This window comes from Pikeienuella sp. (assembly GCF_046290545.1).
Lineage (GTDB): Bacteria > Pseudomonadota > Alphaproteobacteria > Rhodobacterales > Rhodobacteraceae > Pikeienuella.
This window is the reverse complement of record NZ_JBKAGV010000017.1, coordinates 635,980-660,924: the sequence shown is the minus strand read 5'-3', so window position 1 is coordinate 660,924 and position 24,945 is coordinate 635,980. Positions and strand designations below refer to the sequence as shown.

The 24,945-nt window shown below is 70.6% G+C and carries 18 protein-coding genes; 8 read left to right on the top strand and 10 right to left on the bottom strand.

Annotated elements, in window-relative coordinates:
• Positions 1-7 precede the first annotated feature (7 nt).
• From ACE37J_RS19665 to ACE37J_RS19655, 3 genes are read left to right on the top strand one after another with little or no spacing between them, the layout of a single operon-like run.
• Complete coding sequence (locus ACE37J_RS19665; protein WP_409714689.1) at positions 8-709, top strand: class I SAM-dependent methyltransferase; 702 nt, start codon at positions 8-10, stop codon at positions 707-709.
• Positions 702-1,613 carry a glycosyltransferase gene (locus tag ACE37J_RS19660; protein WP_409714686.1) on the top strand — a complete coding sequence of 304 codons (912 nt, stop codon included), beginning with the start codon at positions 702-704 and terminating at the stop codon, positions 1,611-1,613. The genes ACE37J_RS19665 and ACE37J_RS19660 overlap by 8 nt, the downstream gene beginning before the upstream one ends.
• A 53-nt stretch (positions 1,614-1,666) precedes the next feature.
• Complete coding sequence (locus ACE37J_RS19655) at positions 1,667-2,446, top strand: succinate dehydrogenase iron-sulfur subunit (RefSeq protein WP_409714682.1); 780 nt, start codon at positions 1,667-1,669, stop codon at positions 2,444-2,446.
• 286 nt (positions 2,447-2,732) lie between these two features.
• On the opposite strand, the gene ACE37J_RS19650 is transcribed toward ACE37J_RS19655, so the two are convergent.
• The 3 genes from ACE37J_RS19650 to ACE37J_RS19640 all read right to left on the bottom strand — a co-directional run bounded on the left by ACE37J_RS19650 (position 2,733) and on the right by ACE37J_RS19640 (position 6,052).
• Positions 2,733-3,875: an iron-containing alcohol dehydrogenase gene (locus ACE37J_RS19650; protein ID WP_409714679.1), complete on the bottom strand. Its 1,143-nt coding sequence runs from the start codon at positions 3,873-3,875 to the stop codon at positions 2,733-2,735.
• Entirely contained in the window at positions 3,875-5,269 is a 1,395-nt protein-coding gene (locus ACE37J_RS19645; RefSeq protein WP_409714676.1) for an aminotransferase, read from the bottom strand. Before ACE37J_RS19645 ends, ACE37J_RS19650 begins: the two co-directional genes overlap by 1 nt.
• Positions 5,270-5,335: 66 nt before the next feature.
• Positions 5,336-6,052 carry a glutamine amidotransferase-related protein gene (locus tag ACE37J_RS19640; protein WP_409714673.1) on the bottom strand — a complete coding sequence of 239 codons (717 nt, stop codon included), beginning with the start codon at positions 6,050-6,052 and terminating at the stop codon, positions 5,336-5,338.
• 76 nt (positions 6,053-6,128) lie between these two features.
• On the opposite strand from ACE37J_RS19640, the gene ACE37J_RS19635 reads away from it, so the two are divergent.
• Together ACE37J_RS19635 and ACE37J_RS19630 are read left to right on the top strand one after the other, a co-directional pair.
• Entirely contained in the window at positions 6,129-7,388 is a 1,260-nt protein-coding gene (locus ACE37J_RS19635; protein ID WP_409714670.1) for a cytochrome P450, read from the top strand.
• A 10-nt stretch (positions 7,389-7,398) separates the two neighbouring features.
• Positions 7,399-8,691, top strand: coding sequence for a glutamine synthetase (locus tag ACE37J_RS19630; RefSeq protein ID WP_409714667.1), 1,293 nt, complete (start codon positions 7,399-7,401; stop codon positions 8,689-8,691).
• Between the two features lie 5 nt (positions 8,692-8,696).
• On the opposite strand, the gene glgB is transcribed toward ACE37J_RS19630, so the two are convergent.
• The 7 genes from glgB to glgC form a co-directional block, all read right to left on the bottom strand.
• Positions 8,697-10,874, bottom strand: a complete 2,178-nt coding sequence (gene glgB, locus ACE37J_RS19625) for a 1,4-alpha-glucan branching protein GlgB (RefSeq protein WP_409714664.1) — start codon at positions 10,872-10,874, stop codon at positions 8,697-8,699.
• A 70-nt stretch (positions 10,875-10,944) separates the two neighbouring features.
• Positions 10,945-13,350, bottom strand: coding sequence for a glycogen/starch/alpha-glucan phosphorylase (locus ACE37J_RS19620; protein WP_409714660.1), 2,406 nt, complete (start codon positions 13,348-13,350; stop codon positions 10,945-10,947).
• A gap of 79 nt (positions 13,351-13,429) precedes the next feature.
• Complete coding sequence (locus ACE37J_RS19615; RefSeq protein WP_409714657.1) at positions 13,430-15,061, bottom strand: alpha-D-glucose phosphate-specific phosphoglucomutase; 1,632 nt, start codon at positions 15,059-15,061, stop codon at positions 13,430-13,432.
• Positions 15,058-16,953, bottom strand: a complete 1,896-nt coding sequence (locus ACE37J_RS19610) for a 4-alpha-glucanotransferase (protein WP_409714654.1) — start codon at positions 16,951-16,953, stop codon at positions 15,058-15,060. Before ACE37J_RS19610 ends, ACE37J_RS19615 begins: the two co-directional genes overlap by 4 nt.
• A complete protein-coding gene (gene glgX / locus ACE37J_RS19605; protein ID WP_409714651.1) occupies positions 16,950-18,965 on the bottom strand; it encodes a glycogen debranching protein GlgX in 2,016 nt (671 codons plus the stop codon). The genes ACE37J_RS19610 and glgX overlap by 4 nt, the downstream gene beginning before the upstream one ends.
• On the bottom strand, positions 18,962-20,383 hold the full coding sequence (gene glgA / locus ACE37J_RS19600) for a glycogen synthase GlgA (protein ID WP_409714648.1): 1,422 nt from the start codon (positions 20,381-20,383) through the stop codon (positions 18,962-18,964). Before glgA ends, glgX begins: the two co-directional genes overlap by 4 nt.
• Entirely contained in the window at positions 20,380-21,618 is a 1,239-nt protein-coding gene (gene glgC / locus ACE37J_RS19595; RefSeq protein WP_409715487.1) for a glucose-1-phosphate adenylyltransferase, read from the bottom strand. The genes glgA and glgC overlap by 4 nt, the downstream gene beginning before the upstream one ends.
• Before the next feature lie 121 nt (positions 21,619-21,739).
• On the opposite strand from glgC, the gene ACE37J_RS19590 reads away from it, so the two are divergent.
• The 3 genes from ACE37J_RS19590 to pgi all read left to right on the top strand — a co-directional run bounded on the left by ACE37J_RS19590 (position 21,740) and on the right by pgi (position 24,945).
• Positions 21,740-22,657 carry a carbohydrate kinase family protein gene (locus tag ACE37J_RS19590; protein WP_409714645.1) on the top strand — a complete coding sequence of 306 codons (918 nt, stop codon included), beginning with the start codon at positions 21,740-21,742 and terminating at the stop codon, positions 22,655-22,657.
• A 63-nt stretch (positions 22,658-22,720) separates the two neighbouring features.
• On the top strand, positions 22,721-23,371 hold the full coding sequence (gene eda, locus ACE37J_RS19585; RefSeq protein WP_409714642.1) for a bifunctional 4-hydroxy-2-oxoglutarate aldolase/2-dehydro-3-deoxy-phosphogluconate aldolase: 651 nt from the start codon (positions 22,721-22,723) through the stop codon (positions 23,369-23,371).
• Positions 23,368-24,945: a glucose-6-phosphate isomerase gene (gene pgi / locus ACE37J_RS19580; protein ID WP_409714639.1), complete on the top strand. Its 1,578-nt coding sequence runs from the start codon at positions 23,368-23,370 to the stop codon at positions 24,943-24,945. The genes eda and pgi overlap by 4 nt, the downstream gene beginning before the upstream one ends.

Here is a 24,945-nt window from a genome sequence, read left to right as displayed (position 1 = left end):
CGAGCCGATGGAGGGCGAAGAGCACGGATTTCAGCGCGCATCCGGCCCCTCCTATTTCGACCTCCTCTCCGCGCTGCACCGCAGCCTCGCCCCCGATCTCTATCTCGAGATCGGGTCACGCACCGGCAATTCCCTCGCCCTTGCGCGCGGGGACTTCATCGCCGTCGACCCGACATTCAACCTCAAGCGGCTGCTGACCTTTCCGGGCCGGCAGGGCCATCTCTTCCAGATGACGTCGGACGAGTTCTTCGCCTCGGGTTTCCTCGAGGCGACGGGCCGCAAGCCCGGCTTCGCCTTTCTGGACGGGATGCACCTCTTCGAGTTCCTCCTCCGCGATTTTATGAACGCCGAGGCCCGGATGGAGCCCGGAGGCGTCATCGCCCTTCACGATTGCTGCCCCTACGACGCGGCGATGGCGGCGCGGGAACGGGGGCGGACGCGGGCCTGGACCGGGGATGTCTGGAAGCTCGTGCCGATCCTGCAGGAATTGCGGCCCGATCTCTCCATCGAGGTGTTCGATGCGGCGCCGACCGGGCTCGTCGTCATCCGCAATCTCGACCCGGAAAGCCGCATCCTCGCCGCCGCCGCGCCGGAACTCGAAGCCTCGCTCCGCGACGTGACGATCGAGGGCTACGGGCCCGACCGCTTCTACGCGAGCTTCGCCTGGGCGAGCGCGGCCGAGTTCATCGCAGGCGCGCCCGGTGAATGAGGGCGCGCCACGCATCCGCATCAAGATCGCGCCGCTGAACCTCGCCCGCGCGCGCCGGTGGGGGGACTGGTTCTTCGCCCTCTCGCTCGCGGAGGCGCTGCGCGGCTTCGGCCATGACGTCGCGGTGGAGACGCGGGACCTCTGGGACCATGAGTCGCGGGAGGGGGACATCGCGCTCGTCCTCCGCGGCTTCGGCGGCTACCGGCCGCGGCCCGGGCTCGTCTCGCTCATGTGGATCATCTCCCATCCCGGCAATGTCCGGCCGGAGGAGCTGGAGCCCTATCATCACGTCTTCACCGCCTCGGTGAAGCACAAGCGCAAACTCCGGAAGCTGATCGGCCCGCGCGTCAGCACGCTCTTCCAGGCACATGACCCGGCGATCATGAACCCGGATGTGGAGCCGATCCCCTCGGGCCTCCTCTATGTCGGCAACAACCGCCGCGGCGGGCGCCCCGCGCTCGACCTTGCCGCCGCGGCGGGGTTCAACGTCTCGCTCTGGGGGGCGGGCTGGGCGGAGCATCCGGTTCACGCCCGGTCCCTGAAGGGCGCTTTCATCCCCAATGCGGAACTCGGGCGCCACTATGCCGGCGCACGCGCCGTTCTGAACGATACATGGCGGGACATGCGGCTCGCCGGCTTCCCCTCCAACCGCGTGTTCGACGCGCTGGCGGCGGGCGCGCCGCTCGTCTCCGACGCCGTGCCGGGAACGCCGGAGGAACTCCAGCCCTGGATTCACGCCTGGGAGCGGGCGGAGGACTTCCCCGCCGCCGTGGAAGCCGCGCTCGCGGAGGGGGAAGAGCGCCGCGCGGCGCGAAGGGCCTTTGCAAAAGAAGTGAATGCGCGGCATTCTTTCCGCGCCCGCGCTGCGGAAATCTCCGCAAAGGCGCGGGAGCTTGTGGGCTGACCGCCCGACGCCTGCTATATCAAGGCGTCCAGCAGAGAAGGGTCAGGGACGACATGGTCGAATTCGCGCTGCCGAAAAACTCGAAGATCACCAAGGGCAAGACCTGGCCGAAGCCGGAGGGCGCGAAGAATGTCCGCACCTTCCGCATCTACCGCTGGAACGAGGAGAGCGGGGAGCTGCCGCGGATCGACACCTATTTCGTCGACATGGACAGCTGCGGCCCGATGGTTCTCGACGCGCTCATCAAGATCAAGAACGAGATCGACCCGACGCTGGCCTTCCGCCGCTCCTGCCGGGAGGGCATCTGCGGCTCCTGCGCCATGAACATCGACGGGATCAACACGCTCGCCTGCATCTACGGCATGGACGAGATCAAGGGCGACGTGAAGATCTACCCGCTGCCCCACATGGAGGTGGTGCGGGACCTGATCCCCGATCTCACGCATTTCTACGCCCAGCACGCTTCCATCATGCCCTGGCTGGAGACGGCGACGAACCGGCCGCAGAAGGAATGGCGCCAGTCGATCGAGGACCGGAAGAAGCTCGACGGCCTCTATGAATGCGTAATGTGCGCCTCCTGCTCCACCTCCTGCCCCTCCTACTGGTGGAACGGCGACCGCTATCTCGGCCCCGCCGCGCTGCTCCACGCCTATCGCTGGATCATCGACAGCCGCGACGAGGCGACGGGCGAGCGGCTCGACTTCCTGGAGGACCCGTTCCGCCTCTACCGCTGCCACACCATCATGAACTGCGCGAAGACCTGCCCGAAGGGGCTGAACCCGGCGAAGGCGATCGCGGAGATCAAGAAGATGATGGTGGAACGGAAGATGTGAGGGGGCAGGCGGCTCAAGGCGCCGTCTTCGGTCTCGTAGCTTTCAGCCCGGATGGCGAGCCCTCGAAATCCGAATACCGCACTTGCAAGTTTCCTTTCGGGTCGCCCGGTCACTTTAAAGGATATCGCCCTTTCCTTTAAACTGTCGATCCGACCTGCAAGAAGAGTTCAAGCTGCCTGTGCGGTGGAGGCTGCGCCGCTCAAGGCGGCGTTTTCAAACGGCTATTTCTGATTTCTATTCAATTTCAATCTCTTGACCCCCTTGCACACTGTGTGCACACGCGCTCTCAAGCCGCCAGCCTCAAGATCTCCATCACCGCCGCCGGCCCCTCGATCCGCCGCGGGTTGCGCGGAACCCAGGGGGTTTTCATCGCGCCCTCGGCGATCCCCGGCCAGTCCGCCTCCGTGACGCCGACGGCGGCGAGGGTGCGGGGCATGCCGATCCCCTCGATCAGCGCGGCGAGGGCCGTGGCCGCGTCGCCGTCCCGCCTTCCCATCGCCTCGGCGACGAGCGCCTGCCGATCCCGGTTCGCGGACATGTTCCATTCCATAGCGGCGGGGAGCATGACGCAGGAGGTGTGGCCGTGCGGCACGCCGTGCCGCGCGCCGAGGACATAGCCAATCCCGTGGCTCGCCCCCATCGGCACGCCGCTGGCAAGCGGGCCCATGGAGAGCCAGGCGCCCGTCAGGCAGTCGAGCCGCGCCTCGAGGTCGCCCGCATCCGCCTTCACCCGCGCGAGGCCGGAGGCTAGGAGGGCGAGGCCCTTCATCCCCTGCGCGTCGCCATAGTGATGCCCTTCGAGGCTGGCGACGCCCTCCGCGCAATGGTCCACAGCCCTGACGCCGGTGGAGAGGAACAGCCATTCCGGCGTCGGGACGGTCGCCGCCGGGTCGAGGATCACGGCGCACGGGATGACGAGCGGATGGGTGAAAAGCTCCTTCGCCTTCGTCCGCTCGTCGGTCACCCCGCAGAGGGCGGAGAACTCGCCGGCCGAGAGCGTGGTGGGGACGGAGACCTGACGCACGACCGGCGGTTTCACCGGGTTCGGGGCGCGGAGCGCGTCCATCCCCACCGCGTCGCTGATGTCGTTGGCGAGGAGGAGGGAGACGGCCTTCGCCCCGTCCGTCACCGAACCGCCGCCGACGGTCAGGATCAGGTCCGCCCCCGCCTCCCGCGCCATCGAAGCCGCCGCGAGGCAGGCGCCGCGGGGGGTGTGGGCGGGCATCGAGTCGAACAGCACGGCGAAGCGGGGGCCGAGGGCGGCGACGATGTCGCTCACCACCTTCGTCTCCCGGTTCAGCGTGCCCGATGCCATGACGAAGACGCGGGCGGCACCGTAGCGCCCCGCAATCTCCGCCGCCGCTTCGGCCGCCGGGCGGCCGAAGACGATCTCCTCCTGCCGCCCGAAGGCTACTCTGCCGGCCTTCATCAGCCCATATGCCCTTCGGCCTTCGCCCAGGCGTGCGTCGCGTCGAGCGCGGCGCCGAGCGGCGCGAAAAGCTCCTCCAGTTCCGCCTCGGTGATGACCATCGGCGGGCAGAAGGCCAGCGTGTCCCCGATCGCGCGGAGGATGACGCCGTGCTTCAGCATCTCGTTCATCAGGTAAATGCCGACCTTGCCGGGCTCCCTGAACGTCGCCGCGCTCGCTTTGTCGGGCGAAAGCTCCAGCCCGCCCATGAGCCCCGCCGCCCGCGCCTCGCCGACAAGCGGATGCTCCGCATGGCGGTCGAGATGCGCGCGGAAGACGGGGGCGAGCTTCCGCACATGGCCCACGATGTCCCGCCGCTGGTATATCTCCAGCGTCTTGACCCCGATGGCGCAGCCGAGCGGATGGCCGCCATAGGTGAAGCCGTGCCCGAAGGTGCCGACCTCGCCCGATTGCGCCTCGATCGCCTCCGCCATGTCGCGGTTGATGGCGACGGCGGAGAGCGGGGCGTAGGCGGCGGTCAGCTGCTTGGCCATCGACATGGAGGTGGGCTCCATGCCGAAGGTCGTGGCGCCGAACCAGTTTCCGGTGCGCCCGAAGCCGCAGATCACCTCGTCGTCGATGAAGAGCATGTCGTATTTCTTCGTGACGGCGGCGATCTTCGCGAAATAGCTCGCGGGCGGCGTGATGACCCCGCCGGCGCCCATCACCGGCTCGGCGATGAAGGCGGCGACCGTGTCCGGCCCTTCGCGCAGGATCATCTCCTCCAGTTCGGCGGCGAGGCGGGTGGTGAACTCGTCCTCGCTCTCCCCGTCCCGCCCCTCGCGCCAGTAATGCGGCGTGCCGGCGTGGAGGATGCCGCTCACCGGCAGGTCGAACTTCTTGTGGTTGTAGGGCAGGCCCGTGAGCGAAGCGGACACGATGGTGACGCCGTGATAGCCGCGGATGCGGGAGATGATCTTCTTCTTCTCCGTCTTGCCGCGGGCGTTGTTGTAGTACCAGGCGAGCTTCACCTGCGTGTCGTTCGCCTCGGAGCCGGAGGACTGGTAGATGATCTTGGAGACCTCGAAGGGTGCGATCTCCTTGATCTTCTCGGCAAGCTCGATGGCGGGCTCGAAGCTCCGGCCGCCGAAGAGGTGGTAATAGGGCAGCTTGCCCATCTGCTCCCGCGCCGCCTCGATCAGCTCCTTGTCGCCGAAGCCGAGCCCCGCGCACCAGAGCCCGGCCATGCCCTCGACGAAGCGCTTTCCGCTCTCGTCATAGACATAGACGCCCTCTCCCGCCTCGATGACATGCGGGCCGACCTTCCGGTGCTGGACGCCGTTGGTGTAGGGGTGCAGCAGCGCCTCGACGTCCCGGGCCTGCGCATTGGTGAGCGGCGCGCCATCCATCGCCATGATCTCGTCTCCTAGGTTTGACGCGGGATAAGAGCGCGGAAACGGGGAGGAAGGCAAGCGGGCGGCTCAGCGCGCAGCGGCATGCTCGAAGAACCGCGCCATCCATTCCGCGAAGGCCGGCCCCTCCGCTTCGCGAGCCAGATCGGCGCGCCCCTTCGCGATCACCTCGGGTGGCACGTCTTCCACCATGTGGTCGATCATGTCCGCCACGAAATCCGGCTTCATCTCCGGGTGGTATTGCGTGGTGAAGACATGGTCGCCGATGGCGAAGGAGGCGGCGGGGCAGACGGAATCGGAGGCGACGGCCTCGGCCCCCGGCGGCAGCGCCGTCACCTGCTCGTAATTGGCGGAATAGAGCCCGAACGCCTCCCGCGCCGGGTCCATCCACGGCTTCCGCGCATGAAAGCGCGTCTCCGTGATCCCGAGCGCGCAGCCGCCGGGATTGGGGCCGACGGCTCCGCCGAGCGCCTTCGCGATGGCCTGATGCCCGAAACAGGCGCCGAAGAGCGGCCGCCTCTCCTCATGCCGGTCGCGGAGGAAGGCGAAGAGCCGGCCGATCCACGGCTTCGTCCCGTCATTCACGGAGGCGGGGCTGCCGGTGACGAGGAAGCCGTCGAAAGCCTCCGGTCGCTCCGGAAAGTCGTTCTCGAAGACCTTGAAGCTCTCAAAGGCCCAGCCGGGCCGGACCGCGCCGAGGAGCGCGGCGAATCGGGCGCCGTCATCCGGATAGGCCTTGGCGTATTCCGAATCGTCGTCGCAGGTGTTGAGGATCGCGAGGCGCATGGGCCGACCTTCCCGATTGAGACGCTTGCGGAGATAGCGCGGCTCGGCAATCGTGTCGATCAACGGGGAGAGACGCATGACGGTCTGGACGCCTGCGGATGACGGCTACGCCGATCTTACGAGCCACGATTCTTTCGCCGCGGGCGCGCCGCACAAGACCTTCTCGCGTCTCCGGCGGGAAGACCCCTGCGCCTGGACCGAGTATCCCGACGGCGCCGGCTTCTGGTCCCTCACCCGCCATGCCGACATTTCCGCGCTGAACCGGGACTACAGGAAGCTCTCCTCCGCCCGCGGCATAAGGATGGAGGACCAGACGGAGGAGGAGTATCTCGCCCGCCGCACCTTTCAGGAAACGGACCCGCCGGAGCATACCCGCGTCCGCATGAAGGTGGCGCGCGCCTTTTCCCGCCCCGTCGTCAACGCTTTCGAGGCGGAGATCGCGCGCATCTGCGACGAGATCCTGGACGAGGCGCTGGAGCGGCGGGAGTTCGACGCGACCCGCGTCCTCGCCCGCCCGCTGCCGATGCGGATGCTCGGGCGGATCGTCGGCCTGCCGGAGGCGGACCTGCCCTGGCTGGTGGAGAAGGGCGACGCGCTGATCGCCAACACCGACCCCGACTTCACGACCCATGTGCTCGACCGGATGGAGACAGACGAATACCGCCTCATGCCCTTCAACTCGCCCGCCGGCGTGGAGCTTTACGACTATGCCGAGCGGCTGATGGCGGAGAAGGCGAAGGCGGGGGACGAGGCGGGCGTGCTCCATCTCATCACCCAGCCGGACGAGACCGAGGCGCGGATCACCGAGCGGGAATTCCGCAACTTCTTCTGCCTCCTCGTCGCCGCCGGAAACGACACGACGCGCTATTCCATCGCCGCGGGGCTCCTCGCGCTCGCCGAGCAGCCGGAATTGCTGGGCCAGCTTCGGGAGGGCGGCGCAATCTGGGAGACGATGGCGGACGAGGTGATCCGCTGGGCGACGCCCGCGATCTATTTCCGCCGGACGGCGGGCGAGGATTTCGAGCTGCACGGCAAGCACATCCGGAAGGGCGACAAGGTCCTCCTCTGGTTCGCCTCCGCCAACCGGGACGAGGCGGCATTCGCCGACCCGTTCCGCGTCGATCTTCGGCGGGACCCGAACCCCCATCTCTCCTTCGGGCAGGGCGGGCCGCATATCTGCCTCGGCATCTGGCTCGCCCGGCTCGAGGTGCGCGTCTTCTTCCAGCGCTTCGCCGCGCGGGTGAAGGCGGTGGAGCGGACGGGGCCCCACGCCTTCCTCCGCTCCAATTTCGTCGGGGGGGTGAAATCCCTCCCGCTCCGCGTCACGCCCGCCTGAGGATTCCGCCATGAAAGACCGTCTCCGCCTCTTCTTCTGCGACCATCTGAGCATCATGCGGGGGAAATACCTCCCCGGCTCGAAGCTCGGGGCGGACGGGGAGACGCGGTTCTGCCAGTCCACCTTCGGGGTGCATTTCGACAAGGACCTCCTGCCCTCCCCAGGCTCGAAGATGCTGGAAGGCCTGCCGGACATGGTGGCGACATGGCGCGCCGCCGACATCCGGGAGGGGTGGGAGCCGGCGACGAAGGTCGTGATGTGCGACCTCCATGACGCCGCAGGCGCCCCGATCGGCCCTTGCGGGCGCGGCGCGCTGAAGCGGACGGTCGCGGACTGGGCCGCGCGCGGACTGCACGCGAAAGTCGGGCTCGAGCTCGAAGCCTACGCCTTCGAGCGGGGGCCGGACGGGGCGCTCCGGCCCTACGAGGCGCCCGGCGGCCATGTCTACGGCACCGGCCCGGCGGCGGACCCGGCCGGGTTCATGGACGCGGTCTGGGAAGAGGCGGAGGCGGCGGGCTTCCGGCTCGAAATGATGACGACGGAATACGACAACCCGCAATTCGAGTTCACGCTCGCCTATGACGACGCGGTGAAGGCGGTGGACGATCTCGTGCTCTTCCGCCTGATGGCGCGGGAAGTGGCGCTGAAGCGCGGGCTCATCCTCACCTTCATGCCGAAGCCGATCCCGGAAAAGGGCGGCAGCGGGCTGCATGTGAATTTCTCCTTCGCCGGGGAGGACGGGCGCAACGCGCTCTCGGGCGGCGACGGCGGCGGGCCGGAGGCGATGAACGACCTCGCGAAGGGATGCGTCGCCGGGCTCGTCCATCATCACGAGGGATTGGCCGGGCTGCTGGCGCCGACGGTGAACTCCTATCGCCGGCTTCGCCCCGCCTCGCTCTCCGGCTTCTGGAAGAACTGGGGCGGGGACCACCGGAACGTCACCACCCGCGTCTCCGCCGAGGGCGGCGCGAAGGCGCGGATCGAGCACCGGATGGCGGACGCCGCCGCCAATCCCTACACCGCCGTCGCCGCCGTGCTGCAGGCGGCGCGGCTCGGGGTCGAACGCGGCTATCCGCTGCCGCCGGCGGAGGCCGGGGACGGGTTCGAGAGCCAGGACGCGACGAGCGGCGTCGCGGAGACGCTGGAGGGCGCGCTCGACGCGCTGGAGGCGGATTCCGCGCTCGTGGAGGCGGTCGGGCCGGAACTCGTCGCCAACCAGCTCTTCATGCGGCGGGCGGAGGCGGAAAAACTGAAGGGCGCGAACGCGGAGGCGGAGCGGGACTTCTACATCCACTTCATCTGAGGCGCTCAGCGCGTCAGGATGATGGTGGAGAGGCCCGGCGCCGTCACCTCCATCGTCGCCGGCCAGCCGCGCCACGGCTCCGGCCGCGCCTCGACCGCGCCGAGATTGCCGGCGCCGGCGCCGCCATAGAGCGCCGAATCCGTGTTCACCCGCTCCCGCCACGGCCCGGGAGCGGGCGCGCCAAGCGTGACGCGCCGCTCAACCGGCGTCATGTTGGAGATGACGATCGCCGCCTCCCCGCCCGGCGCGAAGCGGGCGAAGGCGAAGAGGCTCTTCGCCGCGTCATCCGCCTCGATCCAGGAGAAGCCCTCGGGCGCGCAATCCTGCGCATGGAGCGCGGGCTCCTCCCGGTAGAGGCGGTTGAGATCGCGCACCAGCGCGCGGACGCCGGCATGACGCGGCCGGTCGATCAGGCCCCAGTCGAGCTCGCCCGCCTGCCGCCATTCCGTCCGCTGCGCGAACTCGCCGCCCATGAAGAGCAGCTTCTTGCCCGGATGCCCCCACATGAAGCCGTAGAGCGCGCGAAGATTGGCGAACTTCTCCGCCGGCCCGCCGGGCATCTTGTCCCAGAGCGCGCCCTTGCCGTGGACCACCTCGTCATGGCTGAGCGGCAGGACGAAGCGTTCCGAGAAGGCGTAGGCCGAGCCGAAGGTCATCTCGTTGTGGTGGTGGCGCCGGTGCACCGGGTCGCGCGCCATGTAGCGCAGCGTGTCGTTCATCCAGCCCATGTTCCACTTGAAGCCGAAGCCGAGCCCGCCCTCCGAGACCGGCTTCGAGACGCCGGGCCAGGCGGTCGACTCCTCCGCCACCGTCATCGCCGCCGGCGCCTCCGCCCGCACGGCCTCGTTCACCGCCTGGAGGAAGGCGACCGCCTCCAGATTCTCCCGCCCGCCGAAGCGGTTGGGGATCCACTCGCCCGCCTTCCGCGAATAGTCTCGGTAGAGCATGGAGGCGACGGCGTCCACGCGCAGCCCGTCCACATGATGCTCATGGAGCCAGTAGAGCGCATTGGCGAGAAGGAAGTTCGAAACCTCGATCCGGCCGAAATCGTAGATCAGCGTGTTCCAGTCCGGATGGAACCCTTCCCGCTTGTCGGCATGTTCGTAGAGCGGGCCGCCGTTGAAGAAGGCGAGGCCGTGCGGGTCCTCCGGAAAATGGCCGGGCACCCAGTCGAGGAGCACGCCGAGCCCGGCCCGGTGCGCCGCGTCCACAAGCCGGCGGAAACCCGCAAGGTCCCCGTGGCGCGAAGTAGGGGCGTAGAGGCCGACGGGCTGATAGCCCCAGGAGCCGTCGAACGGATGCTCGTTCACCGGCATGAATTCGAGATGGGTGAAGCCCATGTCGGCGGCGTAGGGCACAAGGTCCCGCGCCAGTTCGTCATAGCTGAGCGGCCTGCCGCCCTCGTCCAGCCGCCGCCGCCAGGAGCCGAGATGCACCTCGTAGATCGAGACCGGAGCGTCGGCCGCGTTCCGCGCCGCGCGCGCCTCCATCCACTCGCCATCGCCCCAGTCGAACCCGCCGAGATCGCGGACGACGGAAGCCGTCTTCGGCGGATGCTCCGCGCCGAAGCCCACCGGGTCCGCCTTCTGCGGCGTCACCCGCCCGTCCGCCGTGCGGAACTCGAAGCGATAGGGTTCGCCCGGCCCGATGCCGGGCACGAAGATCTCCCACACCCCGCTCCGCCCCCGCGCCCGCATCGGCAGGCGTCGGCCGTCCCACATCGTGAAGGGGCCGGCGACGGAGGCGCGGGCGGCGCCGGGCGCCCAGACGGCGAAATGCACGCCCGCCGCGCCCTCATGCGTCATCGGATGGGCGCCGAGCCGCTCCCAGAGCCGGAGATGCCGCCCCTCCCCGATCAGGTGCTCGTCGAGAGGGCCGAGGACGGGCCCGAAGCGATAGGGGTCCTCCGCCTCCCATTCCCGCCCCTCGAAGCGCCAGCGGAGCCGGTAGTCGGCGGCGGCCTTCGCCGGAACCTGCGCGCCGAACAGGCCCCCGGGATGGAGCGCGGGAAGCGGATGCGCCTTCCCCTCATGGATCAGGTCGCAGGCCTCCGCGCCCGGAAGAAGGGCCCGCACGAGCGTGCGTCGCCCCGCCTTGTGCGGGCCAAGCCATGCGAAGGGGTCGCCATGAGCGCCTGAGACGAGGCGCTCGGCCTCGTCGGCTGGGATCGCCGGATCGGTCATATGCGGCGAGTCTGGCCCACGCTTCGGGCCGATTCAAGGGCGCCCGCCGAACAAGCCTCCGCGCAGGCGGTCAGATGAGGGGCTCCACCCCCCAGATTTCCGAGGCATAGCCGCGGATCGTCCGGTCGGAGGAGAACCAGCCGGAGCGGGCGCAGTTGAGCACCGCCATGCGCCCCCAGCGCTCCCGGTCCGCGAACGCCGCCTCCGTCTCGTCCTGCGCCTTGCGATAGGCCTCGAAGTCGGCGGCGACGAGGAAATGGTCGTCATGGCGCAGCTTGTCGATCACCGCGCGGTGGCGGTCCGGCTCGCCGGGGGAGTAGAAACCGCCCTCGATCTGGCCGACCACCTCTGAAAGCGCCGCGCTCTCCGCGATGAAGCGGTTCGAGTCATAGCCGTCCCGGATCGCCGAAGCCTCATGCGCCTCAAGCCCGAAGATGAAGATGTTCTCCCGCCCCACCCGCTCCGCGATCTCCACATTCGCGCCGTCGAGCGTGCCGATGGTGACAGCGCCGTTCAGCGCGAACTTCATGTTGCCGGTGCCGCTCGCCTCCATGCCCGCGGTGGAGATCTGCTCCGAAAGGTCGGCGGCGGGAATCAGCCGCTCCGCCATCGAGACGTTGTAATTCTCGGGATAGACGATCTTGAGCCGGTCGCCGATCACCGGGTCATGGTTCACCTGCCAGGCGATGTCGTTGACGAGCCGGATGATCCGCTTCGCCATGTCATAGCCCGGCGCCGCCTTGCCGCCGAAGATACGGACTCGCGGAACCCAGTCCCGCTCCGGTTCCCGCCGGATCGCGTTGGCATGGGCGGCGACTTCCAGCGCGTTCATCAGCTGGCGCTTGTATTCGTGGATGCGCTTGATCTGGATGTCGAACATCGCGTCGGGCGAGGTCTCGATCCGCTGCGTCGCCTTCAGCCATTCGGCGAGCCGCGCCTTGTTCGCCCGCTTCACGCCCATGAAGAGTTCGCGGAAGCCGGTGTCGTCCGCGAGCGGCGCGAGGCGGTCGAGAAGTTCGAGATTCGTCACCCACCCCTCGCCCAGCGCCTCGTTCAGGAGCGCGCGGAGGCCGGGATTGCAGCCGTGCAGCCAGCGCCGCGGCGTCACCCCGTTCGTCATGTTGACGATCCGGTCGGGATGGAGCGCATGAAGGTCGCGGAACACCGTCTCCTTCATCAGGCCGGTATGGAGGGCGGAGACGCCGTTGACCTTCCGCGCCGCGACGAAGGCGAGCGTTCCCATCTGCACGTCGCCGTCCGGGTGAAAGACGCGGACATGGTCGGGGCGCGGCGCCCCCGCCTCGGCGGCGCGGCGCGCATGGAGCGCGTCGATCTTCTCGATGATCATCATGTGCCGCGGCAGGACATGCCGCATGAGCCCGACATGCCAGCGCTCCAGCGCCTCCGGCAGGAGCGTGTGGTTGGTATAGCAGAGGCAGCCCGAGGCGATGTCGAACGCCTCCTCGAAGCCAAGCCCGTGATGGTCCATAAGGAGGCGGATCAGTTCCGGCCCGGCGATGGCCGGGTGCGTGTCGTTCATCTGGATCGCGATCTGGTCCGGCAGCGCGGAGAGCGGGGCGCCGGAGGCGAGGAAGCGGCGAAGGATGTCCTGCAGGCTCGCGGAGGTGAAGAAATATTCCTGCTTCAGCCGCAATTCCTTGCCGACGGGCGTGCTGTCGTCCGGATAGAGGACGCGGCTGATCGTCTCCGCGAACACTTCCGGAGCGGCGGCGGCCATGTAGTCGCCCCGGTTGAAGGGTTCGAGGTCGAACACCCGCTTCGGCCGGGCGGACCAGAGGCGGAGCGTGTTCGTCCAGCGCGCGCGCCAGCCCGGCACCGGCGTGTCATGCGCCCGCGCCTCGACCAGCTCCGCCGGGCGCCAGCCAGCCTCGTCCGCCACGCCGCCGAAGCCGATCTCGAACGCGACCTCGTGGCGCTCGAATTCCCACGGATGGGCCTCCGCGAGCCAGGTCTCCGCGCTCTCGATCTGCCGCCCCTCCTCGAAGCGCTGGCGGAATAGGCCGTGGGCGTAGCGAATGCCGTAGCCGTAAGCGGGGATGCCGAGGCAGGAGAGCGAATCGAGGAAGCAGGCGGCGAGCCGCCCGAGCCCGCCATTGCCGAGCGCGGCGTCCGGCTCGTCCTCCACCACGGCGCGATAATCGACGCCGAAGCCCGCCATCGCCGCGCGCGCCTCGCGTTCGAGGCCGAGATTGCCGATCGCATCCTCCAGCATCCGCCCGAGCAGGAACTCCATCGAGAGGTAATAGACGCGCTTCCGCCCGGCCTCGTAGGTCTTCCGCGTCGCGTCGAACCAGGGCGCGACCAGCCTGTCCCTGACCGCGCGGGAGAGGGCGACGCGCCAGTCCGACAGGTCCGCCGCCTCCGGCGTCTTGCCGACGGAATGGGCGAGGTGCCAGGCGATGGCGGCGTCGAGCGCCGCGTGATGGGCGGGGGCGGAAAGGGAATGCACGTTCATCGGGGCGATCTCCGATCAGGTCTTCGCATCTGCAACATGCGCAAGGTAGCCTTGTAGGCGGATAACGCAAACGGCGCGTTCACGTCATCACGTCGGGCGCGCTCCGGCCGGTCCGGGCTGCGATGCCTGCGATCTCCTCCGCCGCCGCGATGACGGCGGCGAGCGCAGCCTGCGTCTCCTCCCCGTGGTCGCCCTCGGGCGGCGCGCGGCGCTCGAGATAGACGCGGAGCGTCGCCCCCTCCGTCCCCGTGCCGGAAAGGCGGAAAACGGCGCGCGCCCCGCACGCGAAGGCGACGCGGACGCCCTGCCCCGCGGTGACCGAGCCGTCCGTCGGGTCCGCATAGGCGAAATCGTCCGCCGCCTCGACCGTCAGGCCGCCGAACGTCGCGCCGGGGAGCGAAGGAAGCCGCGCCTTCAGCGCCGCCATCATTTCCGCCGCCGCGTCGGAATCGATCCCCTCGTAATCGTGGCGCGAATAGTAGCGCCGGCCGAAGCGCCGCCAGTGCGCCGCCATCACCTCGGAGACCGGCTTCCGCTCCTTCGCGAGGATCGAGAGCCAGAGGAGCACGGCCCAGAGCCCGTCCTTCTCCCGCACATGGTCGGAGCCGGTGCCCGCGCTCTCCTCGCCGCAGATCGTCGCCATGCCGGCGTCGAGGAGGTTTCCGAAGAACTTCCAGCCCGTCGGCGTCTCGAAACAGGGGATCCCGAGCGCCGCCGCCACATCGTCCGCCGCGCGGCTCGTCGGCATGGAGCGGGCGACGCCCCTCAACCCGCCGGCATAACCCGGCGCGGCGCTCGCGTTGGCGGCGAGGACGGCGAGGCTGTCAGATGGGGTGACGTAAAGGCCCCGCCCGAGGATCATGTTCCGGTCCCCGTCCCCGTCCGAGGCGGCGGCGAAATCGGGCGCCTCCGGCCCCATGACAAGATCGACGAGCGGCTTCGCCCAGACCGGGTTCGGGTCCGGGTGCCCGCCGCCGAAATCCTCGCTCGGCTCGCCGTTCATCACGGTCCCGGCCGGGGCGCCGAGCGCGCCTTCGAGGATCGCCGTCGCATAGGGCCCCGTCACGGCGTGCATCGCGTCGAAGCGCATCGTGAAGCCGGAGGCGAAGAGGGCGCGGAGCGCGCGGAAGTCGAAGAGCCGCTCCATCAGCGCCTGATAATCCGCCACCGGGTCCACGACCTCCACCGCCATGCCGTCGAGATCGAAGGCGCCCTCGGCGGAAAGGTCGGGCGAAGGCGCGTCCGAAATAAGGTAGCGGGTGAGCGCGCCGGTCGCGGCGAAGATCGCCTCCGTCACGGGCTCGGGCGCCGGGCCGCCGTTCGGCGTGTTGAACTTCACGCCGAAATCCCCGTCCGGCCCGCCGGGATTGTGGCTGGCCGAGAGGATGATCCCGCCATCGGCCTTGCGGAGCCGGATCAGGTGCGAGGCGGCGGGGGTGGAGAGGAGGGCGCCGCGCCCGACCACCGCGCGCGCCGCGCCGTTGGCCGCCATCATGCGCAGGATCGTTCCCGCCGCCTCCCGCCCGAAGAAGCGGCCGTCGCCGCCGAGCACATAGGTCTTGCCCTTTGCGCCGCCCGTCCCGTCGAAGATCGCCTGGACGAAGTTCTCGAGATAGCCCGGCGCCATGAAGGCCGCGGTCTTCTTCCGGAGGCCGGACGTGCCCGGCTTCTGCCCGGCGATCGGCTTCGTCTCCACCGTTCGGATCGTCATGTCGTCTCTCCTTCGCCGCCGCGCCCGGCTTCTCGCATCAGCGCGGCGGTCTCCTTCAGGGCGGGCGCCGCCGCCCAGCCTTCGACCGGAATCGAGAGGCGGCGGCGCCAGTTCGGATGCTCGTCCACCGTGCCGGGGAGGTTCGCCTGCTCGACCTCCCCCGCCAGATCCTCGAGCTGCACGGCGACGAGCGCGGCGGGCGAGGCCGAGAGCCGCCGGTGGATCGCGCCAAGCGGATCGGGGCCGAGGCTCTCGCGCCTCCCCCTGCGTTCGCCCTTGACCCATTCCGCCGCCTCCGCGCTCATCTGCCCGAGCCGGAGCCGCCAGTCCACATCCCGCGCGGAGAGCCAGCCGGCGGCGGTCGGCGTGTCATGCGTGCCGAAGCTGGCGAGGGCGAGCGCGCGGCCCTCCCCCTCCCAGTCGAACTGGGTCACGTCGCAGCCCATCACCCCGGCCTCCGCCAGCGCGGCGCGGAGCGCGGGGTCCACGAGGCCGAGATCCTCCCCGACGACGAGGCAGCGATTGCGCGCGGCCATGATCTTCGTCACCGCCAGCATCGCCGCGAGCGGCATCCGCACATAGCCCCCCGGCGCGCCGCCCTCGGGAACCCAGAACGCGCGGGCGAAGCCGAGCACATGGTCGATCCGGATCATCCCGGCATGGCGCATGACGGCGGAGAGCAGCGCGGCGAAACTCGCGTAGCCCTCCGCCTTCAGGCCCTCCGGCGAGAGGGGGGCGAGGCCCCAGGTCTGGCCCTGCGGCGCGAAGTGATCGGGCGGCGCGCCGAGGGAGACGCCGAAGGCGTGCGCGCCGCTACCCCAGGTCTCCGCCCCGCCGGGCCGCGCGCCGACCGCGAGGTCGAGATGGAGGCCCAGCGCCATGCCGGCCCCCTTCGCCCGCGCCTGCGCCGCCGCGAGCCCCTCCTCCGCCAGCATCTGCAGCGCGACTTGGCGGCGGAGCGCGGCCGGCTTCGCCCCGGCGAAGGCGCGCGCCGCCTCGCCCTCCGGATCGTGGAGCGCGGCGGGCCAGAACCGCCAATCCTCACCATGCAGAAGCGAGAGCGACTCGAAGAGCGCGAAGCGTGTGAGGGCGGGGCCGCGCGCGGCGGCGAAGGCGTCAAGCCGCTCAGGCTCCAGCGCCGCGATCCGCTCTTCCAGCCCGGCGTCGATCCGGGCGCGGGCTGCGGAATGGTCGACCATCCCGCCCGCCGCGCCGCCGCCGCCGACGGCGACATGGCGCCAGTCGAAGAAGCCCCGATGCGTCGGCGAATAGGGGCTCGCCATTTCCGGCGAGGCCGCGGCTCCGAGGGCGTGAACCGGATTGACGCCGAGAAAGGCCGCCCCCGAGCGCCCCAGCGCCTCCGCCATCGCGGCGAGGTCCTCATAATCGCCGAGCCCGGCGTTCCGCAACGAGGCGAATCCATAGAGCGGCCCGGTCGCGCCCCAGAGCCGGGCGCGACCCGTGAGGTCGCCGAGCGAAGGCGCCGCCTTCGGCGCGGCGAGGATGAAGAGCCGGTCCGCCCGCGCGCCGTGCGTCGCTTCGAGCCGGTGAACGCCCGCCGGCAGGGCGGGGAGCGCGGCCTCCCGCCCGCGTCCCTCGGCCACGGGGCGCATGTCGCCTTCGAGCGTCAGCGCCCAGTCCGCTTCCGGCGCGAACGGAACGTGCGGCGCAGCGCCGGCCTCCACGATCATTTCTTCCGGCAGAAGCCGCGCCGCCGCCGCCGCCGCCCGCGCCGCCAGCCGCTCCGCCGCCTCGGCCTCTCCGGAAGGCTCGCCCATCGCGGCGAGGAGGGCGGCGAGCGTCTCCGGCGCCGTCCGCCGCTCCTCCCCCGCGAGGTCATGGAAGGCGGGCATGATCCCGCATTCCGCCGCCAGTTTCGCGAGCGCGCTCATCCCCGGCTCCGGTGGAAGGCGGCGACGGCGCCCGAGGCGAGCGGCCGCGCGCCGGAAACCCCGGCCTCCGGCGCTTCCGGCTCGCCCGTGTCGAAGCCGAGCGTCCATTCGCCGCCCGGCAGGGCGAGCCGCGCGGGCGCGCCGCGATTGACGGCGATCAGCATCTCCTCCCCCGGCTCCGGCCCGCCGACCGCGCCTCGGATCAGCAGCGCGAAGCCCGGCAGCGCGGGGTCCTCCCAATCCGGCGCGCCGCCTTCGAGCGCGAACCACTCAACCTCCGGCGCGCCGTCCGCCCGCGTCTCGCCATGCAGGAACCGCGCCTGCCGCAGCGCCGGGTGTGCCGCGCGATAGGCGACGAGCCTTCGCGCGAAGGCCAGAAGCTCCGCATCGGCCCGCGCCCAGTCGAGCCATGTCGTCTCGTTGTCCTGGCACCAGGCGTTGTTGTTGCCGCCCTGGCTATGGCCGATCTCGTCCCCCGCCAGCAGCATCGGGACGCCCTGCGAGAGGAGCAGCGTGGCGAGGAGGCTGCGGCGGCGGAGCGCGCGGGCGGCGAGGACCGCCGGGTCGTCGGTCTCCCCCTCGGCTCCGCAATTGTCGGAGAAGTCATGCCCGTGCCCGTCCCGGTTTTCCTCCCCGTTCGCCTCGTTGCGCTTGGCGGAGAAGCTCGTGAGGTCCGCCAGCGTCATCCCGTCATGCGCCGTGATGAAATTGACCGAGGCGAAGGGCCGCCGCCCGCCCCGGTCGAAGAGCCCGGCGGAGCCGAGCAGCCGGTCGGCGAGCGCCTGCGCCGCCGTCTCGTCCCCCCGCCAGAAGCGGCGCGCATCGTCGCGGAAGCGGTCGTTCCACTCCGCGAAGGGGGAGGGGAATTCGCCAAGGCGGTAGCCGCCGGGGCCGATATCCCAGGGCTCCGCGATCAGCTTGAGGCGGGAGAGGACGGGGTCGGCCAGCAGCGCGGCGAAGAACGGCGCCTCGGGCGAGAATCCGTCCGGCAGCCGGCCAAGCACGGTCGCGAGGTCGAACCGGAACCCGTCCGCCCCCAGCGCCGCCCAATGGCGCATCGCGTCGAGCGCGAGGCGGACGACATGCGGGCGGGAAAGGTCAATCGTGTTGCCGCAGCCGGTGTCGTTCACATAGGCGCCGCCCGGCTCCATCCGGTAATAGCCCGCATTGTCGAGCCCGCGGAAGGAAAGCGTCGGCCCCCGCTCGTCTCCTTCCGCGGTGTGGTTGAACACGATGTCGAGGATCAGCTCGATCCCCGCCTCATGCAGCGCCGCCGCCATCATGCGGAAGCCCGCCGCGCCCGAAGGCCCGAAGAAGCGCGGCGCCGGCGCGAAATAGCCGAGCGTGTTGTAGCCCCAATGGTTCGAGAGCCCGCGCTCGACGATGAAGTCGTCGTCCGGCCAGGCCTGCACGGGCAGGAGCTCCAGCGCCGTGACGCCCAGCGCCCGGAGATGCGCGATGAAAGCGCGATGGGCGATTCCCTCGAACGTCCCCGCGATCTCCGGCGGCAGGCCGGGGAAACGCTTCGTGAGCGCCTTCACATGCGCCTCATAGATCACGGTTTCGGACCACGGGCGGCGCGGGCCGGGCGGGAGCGGCGCGGGGGGCGCCGTCACAACGCAGCGCGGGGCGAAGGGGGCGCTGTCGATTGTCGAGGGACGCGAGGGTTCCTGCGGATCGTGGCCGAGGAGCGCTTCGTGCGGCGGGCCGATCCGTTCGATCTCCCGCGCATAGGGGTCGACAAGCAGCTTCGCCGGGTTGAAGCGCAGCCCCGCCTCCGGAACCCAGTCCCCATACGCGCGAAAACCATAGCGCGCGCCGGGGCGGAGGCCGGCGACATGGCCGTGCCAGACTCCGCCCGCGCGTTCCGGCAGCGCCAGCCGCCGCTCCCGGTCCTCCTCGTCGAACAGGCAAAGCTCGATCCGCTCCGCCGCCTCCGACCAGACGGCGAAGTTCACCCCCTCCGCATCCGGCGTCGCGCCGAGAATGTCGGGCGAGCCCGGCCCGATCATGCGAGGCTCCGATAGAGCGCGGCGTAGGCGCGGGCGGAGGCGCCCCAGCCGACCGGCTGCTTCATGGCCCGGCGCATCGCTGCGCGCCATGCCGCGCGGTCCGCGAAGAGGTCCATCGCCCGGTCGAGCGCGGCGGAAAGCGCGGGCGCGGAGCCCGGCGTGAACTGGAACCCTGTCCCCGCCCCGGTCGCGAGGGCCGCGTGGTTGAGGTCCACCACCGTGTCGGCCAGCCCGCCCGTCCGCGCCACGACCGGGAGCGTCCCGTAGCGGAGCGCGCAGAGCTGCGTCAGACCGCAGGGCTCGAACCTCGAGGGGACGATTAGCGCGTCCGCCCCCGCCTGCATCCGGTGCGAGAGCGCCTCGTCGAAGGCGATGCGGGCGGAGACGCGGCCGGGGTTCCGCGAAGCGAGGTCGCGGAACGCCTGTTCGAGCCAGGGCTCCCCCGTCCCGATCAGGGCGAGCCGCGCGCCGCGGGCGAGCGCGGCGGGGAAGGCGGAGAGGAGGAGGTCGAATCCCTTCTGCCCCGTCAGGCGGGAGATGACGGCGAAGAGCGGCCCCGGCCCCGGCTCCAGCCCGAACTCGGCCTCGAGCGCGGCCTTGCAGGCCGCCTTTCCGGCGGGCGCGGCGGCGGAATAGCGGGCTGGGAGGGCCAGGTCCGTCTCCGGGTTCCACGCCTCTTCGTCGATCCCGTTCAGCACGCCCGAAAGGTCGGGGAGCCGCGCGCGGATCACGCCGTCCAGCCCCTCGCCGAAGCCGGGCTCTGTCAGCTCGCGGGCGTAGGAGGGGCTCACCGTCGTCACCTTCGCGGCGTCGATCAGCCCGGCCTTGAGGAAGGAGACGTCCCCCCAGAACTCGTATCCCTCCCGCGCGAAGCGTTCGGGCGGGAGGCCGAGCGGGCCGATCACATGCGGCCCGAACCGGCCCTGGAAGGCGATGTTGTGGATCGTCAGCACGGCGGGCGGGCCGCCGAGCGCGCGGAGGAAGGTCGGCGCCAGCCCAGCCTGCCAGTCATGGGCATGGACGACCGACGGCCGCCAGCCGGAAACCGCCCCCGCCCCGATCAGCGCCGCCGCCTTCGCAAGCGCGCCGAAGCGGAGCGCATTGTCCCCCCAGTCCCGCCCCCCGCCGTCGACATAGGGGCCGCCGGGCCGGTCATAGAGATGCGGCGCGTCGAGGAGGAGAAGCGAAAGCCCCTCCGCCTCCGCCGCGAGCAGCCGCGCGCGCCCGCCCGGCAGGTCCAGCGCGGCGACCTCCTCGCCGCCGAGCGGGGCGAGCGCGGGATAGCGGGGGAGGAGCGTGCGCATCTCCACCCCCTCCGCCGCCAGCGCCTTCGGCAAGGCGCCCGCGACGTCGGCGAGCCCGCCCGTCTTCACGAAGGGCGCAGCTTCCGAGGCGACGGAGAGGACGGCGAGGCTCAAAGCTTGTCGATCATCGTCTGGGTGATGAGGGTCACGCCGCCTTCGGAGCGGCGGAAGCGCGCGGCGTCGGCCACGGGGTCCTCGCCGACGACGAGCCCTTCGGGGATCGTCACGCCGCGGTCGATCACGACGTTCTTCAGCCGGGCATGGCGCCCGACATTGACGTAGGGCAGCGCGACGACGCCGGTGAGCTCCGAGAAGGAATTGCAGCGCACGCCTGTGAAGAGGAGGCACTTGTCGAGCTTCGCGCCCGAGACGATGCAGCCGCCCGAGACCATGGAGGAGACGGCCATGCCGCGCCGCCCGTCCTCGTCATGCACGAACTTGGCGGGCGGCGTCTGCTCCGCATAGGTCCAGATCGGCCAGTCCCGGTTGTAGAGGTCGAGCTCGGGGTTGAAGTCGAGAAGGTCGATATTGGCGCGCCAGAAGGCGTCGATCGTGCCGACATCGCGCCAGTAGGGCGCCGTCTGCCCCGCCGTCATCACGCACGAGCGCCCGAACGGATGGGCGTAGGCCCGGCCGCGGGCGACGAGGGCGGGGATGATGTCCTTCCCGAAATCGTGGGAGGAGGACGGGTCCTCCGCGTCGGCATTGAGGATCCCGATCAGGAAATCGGTGTCGAAGACGTAGATGCCCATGGAGGCGAGCGTCATTTCCGGCCTGCCCGGCATGGCGGGCGGGTCGGCCGGCTTCTCGATGAAGCCGAGAATCCGGTCCTCGGCGTCCACGTCCATCACGCCGAAGGCGGAGGCTTCCGCGCGTGGCACCTCGATGCAGCCGACCGTCACCTCCGCCCCGCTCCGCACATGCTGCGCCAGCATGATCGAATAATCCTGCTTGTAGATGTGGTCGCCCGCCAGGATCAGGATGTATTTGGGCCCGTATCCCTCGATGATGTCGATGTTCTGCGTCACGGCGTCCGCCGTGCCGAGATACCATTGCCCCTCGTCCACGCGCTGCGAGGCGGGCAGGATGTCGATGCTCTCGTTCCGTTCCGCCTGGAAGAAGGTCCAGCCGTTCTGAAGATGGCGGATCAGCGAATGCGCCTTGTACTGCGTCGCGACGCCGATCCGGCGGATGCCGGAATTCACGGCGTTGGAGAGGGCGAAATCGATGATCCGGGTCTTGCCGCCGAAATAGACGGCGGGTTTCGCGCGCCTGTCCGTCAGCTCCTTGAGGCGGGAGCCGCGGCCCCCGGCGAGGACGAAGGCCATCGTCTGCCGCGCAAGCTGCATCGCCTGCAATCCGCGTTCGGGCATGGTTCGACTCCTGATCCCTCGGATGAGAGAGTGGCCGAAAGCGGCGCGCGTATAAACCCTCGGCTCCGCATATATTCCGGGCCGGAGGAGGGCCGCGATGTTCGTGATCTGCGGGGAGGCGCTCATCGACGTCTTCGCGGCGCCGGGCGGCCCGCCCTTCAGGCTCGAGGCGCGGATCGGCGGCTCGCCTTTCAACGTGGCCGTCGGCATGGCGCGGCTCGGCGCGCGGGCCGCGCTCTTCACCGGGCTGGCGGAGGACATGTTCGGCCGCGCGCTCCGCGCCGCGCTCGAGGCGGAGGGCGTGGAGACAAGCCTTCTCCGCGCGGGCGCCGGCAAGACGACGCTCGCCCTCGCCATGATCGGCCCCGATGGCGGCGCGGACTACGCCTTCTACGGGGAGGACGGCGCGGAAAAATGGATCGGGGAAGGGGACCTGCCCGCCCTGCCGCCTGAGACGGCGGGGCTCCATTTCGGCTCCTACACGATGGTGACGGAGCCCGTCGCCTCCGCTCATCTCGACCTCGCGCGGCGGGAGGCGGGGCGGCGCCTGATCTCCTACGATCCGAACGTGCGGCCCACAGTCGAGCCCGATCCGGGCCGCTGGCGCGCCGCCGCGGCGGCGATGGCCGCGCTCGCCGATCTCGTGAAACTGTCGGAGGAGGACGCCGCGGCGCTCTTTCCCGGCGAGGGGGCAGGCGACGTGCTCGACGGGTTTCTCGCGGCCGGCGCGAAGCTCGCGGTGATGACCGCCGGAGCGAAGGGCGCTCTGGCCCGCGGGCCGTTCGGGGAGATCAAGGTTCCCTCCCCGAGTGTAGATGTCGTCGACACGATCGGAGCCGGGGATTCGTTCCAGGCGTCTCTGCTGGCGGAAATCGCTCGGCGCGGGCTCGGTAAGGCCGGGCTCGCCACGCTGGGGCGCGAGGCGGCGTCGGAGATGCTCGCCTTCGCCGCCCGCGCCGCCGCATTGACCTGCGCGCGGAAGGGCGCGGACCCGCCGCGGCGGAACGAACTCTGAGCGAAGCCCTTTCGCCGCACGGCGATGCGGGCGAGAATGGCGGCGGCAAGAGGGGAGATGCCGATGACGCCGAAGGAAGCGAGCCGACAGGCGCGGGAGATCGCGGCGCTTGCGCCAATCATCCCCGTGCTGGTGATCGAGGACGCGGCGCGGGCCGAGGGTCTCGCACGGGCGCTCGTCGCCGGCGGGCTGCCCGCGCTCGAAGTCACATTGCGGACGCCGGCGGCGCTGGACGCGATCCGGGCGATGGCCGCGGTTCCCGGCGGCGTCGTCGGCGCCGGCACGCTGCTGACGCCGGAGGATGTGGCGGCGGCGAAGGCGGCGGGCGCGCGCTTCGGCGTCTCCCCCGGCGCCACCGACCGGCTGCTCGACGCTGCGGAGGCGCTGGACCTGCCGATGCTCGCAGGCGCGGCGACGGCGACCGAGGCGATGCGGCTCTTCGAGCGCGGCTACGACTTCATGAAGTTCTTCCCCGCCGAGGCGTCGGGCGGGGCCGCGGCGCTGAAGGCGCTGGCGGCGCCCTTGCCCGCCATCGCCTTTTGCCCGACGGGCGGGGTGAGCCTCGCCAATGCGCGGGATTATCTCTCGCTCCCGAACGTGCTCTGCGCCGGGGGCTCCTGGGTGGCGCCCGCCGCGATGGCGAGGTCGGGCGACTGGGCGGGGATCGAGGCGCTGGCGCGCGAGGCGGCCATGCTTGAAAGGGGGGCGCGATGAGCGAGGCGGAATGGGGCGCGCTGGAGGCCCATGCGGCCCGGCTGAAGGCGAAAACGCTGCGCGATCTCTTCGCGGAGGACGGCGGGCGGTTCGCCCGCCTCTCCTTCCGGCTCGACGATCTTCTTTTGGACTTGTCCAAGGAAAAGCTGGACGAGCCGGCGCTCGCCGCCCTCCTCGCCCTCGCCCGCGCAGCGGGTGTGGAGGAGAAGCGGAGCGCGATGGCGCGGGGCGAGCCGATCAACGGGACGGAGCGCCGCGCCGTCGGCCACATGCGCCTTCGTTCGGGCGGAGAGCCGGAGGTCGAGGCCGTGCTCGCCCGCTTCCTCGCCTTCGCGGAGGATGTGCGGGCGGGCCGCTATGGGCCGCCCTCGGGCGACCGGTTCACAGACGTAGTCAACATCGGCATCGGCGGCTCCGATCTCGGCCCGGTCATGGCGGTGCGGGCGCTGCGGCCGGACCATGACGGGCCGCGGCTCCACTTCGTCTCCAACGTGGACGGCGCGCACATGACGGACGTTCTGCGGGGCCTCGACCCGCGGACGACGATGGCGGTGATCGCCTCCAAGACCTTCACGACGCAGGAGACGATGGCGAACGCCCGCGCCTTCGCCGGCTGGCTGAAGGCGGCGGGCGTGGAGCCCGGCGCGCATCTCGCCGCCGTCTCCACCAACATCCCCGCGACCTCCGCCTTCGGGATCGACGAAAGCCGCGTCTTCGGCTTCTGGGACTGGGTGGGCGGCCGCTATTCCGTCTGGTCCGCCATCGGCCTGCCGCTCGCCATCGCCGTGGGGGCGGAGACGTTCCGGGCCTTTCTCGCCGGGGCGGCGGCTATGGACCGGCACTTCCTCGACGCGCCGGCGGAGCGGAACCTGCCGATCCTCCTCGGCATGGCCGGGGTCTGGCGGCGGAACCTCCTCGGCATGCCCACCGTCGCGCTCATCCCCTATGACCAGCGGCTGGAGCGCTTCCCCGCCTATGTCCAGCAGCTCGACATGGAATCGAACGGCAAGCGCGTGACGCTCACCGGCGCTCCGGCGGCCCAGGCGACCGGGCCGGTGATCTGGGGCGAGCCCGGCACGAACGCCCAACATTCCTTCTTCCAGCTCCTCCACCAGGGGACGGACCCGATCCCCGCCGAGTTCATCCTCGCCGCGGAGCCGAGGGAGCGGCTCGGCGATCACCACGCCCTCCTCGTCGCCAATTGCCTCGCCCAGTCCCGCGCCCTCGCCTTCGGGCGGACGGAGGCGGAGGCGCGCGCCGCGATGGCGGCCGAAGGGCTGGCGGAGGCGGAGATCGACCGGCTGGCGCCGCACCGGACCTTCCCCGGCGACCGGCCCTCCACGACGATCCTCCACCGCCGGCTTGACGCCTTCGCGCTCGGGCGGCTGATCGCCCTCTACGAGCACAGGGTCTTCGTCCAGGGCGCCGTCTGGGGCGTGAACAGCTTCGACCAGTGGGGGGTCGAGCTCGGCAAGGCGATGGCGAACGAACTCGCGCCGATCGTGAAGGGGGAGCGTGAGGCGGAGGGGCTGGACGGCTCGACCGCCGGCCTCCTCGCCGCCTTCAACGCCTAG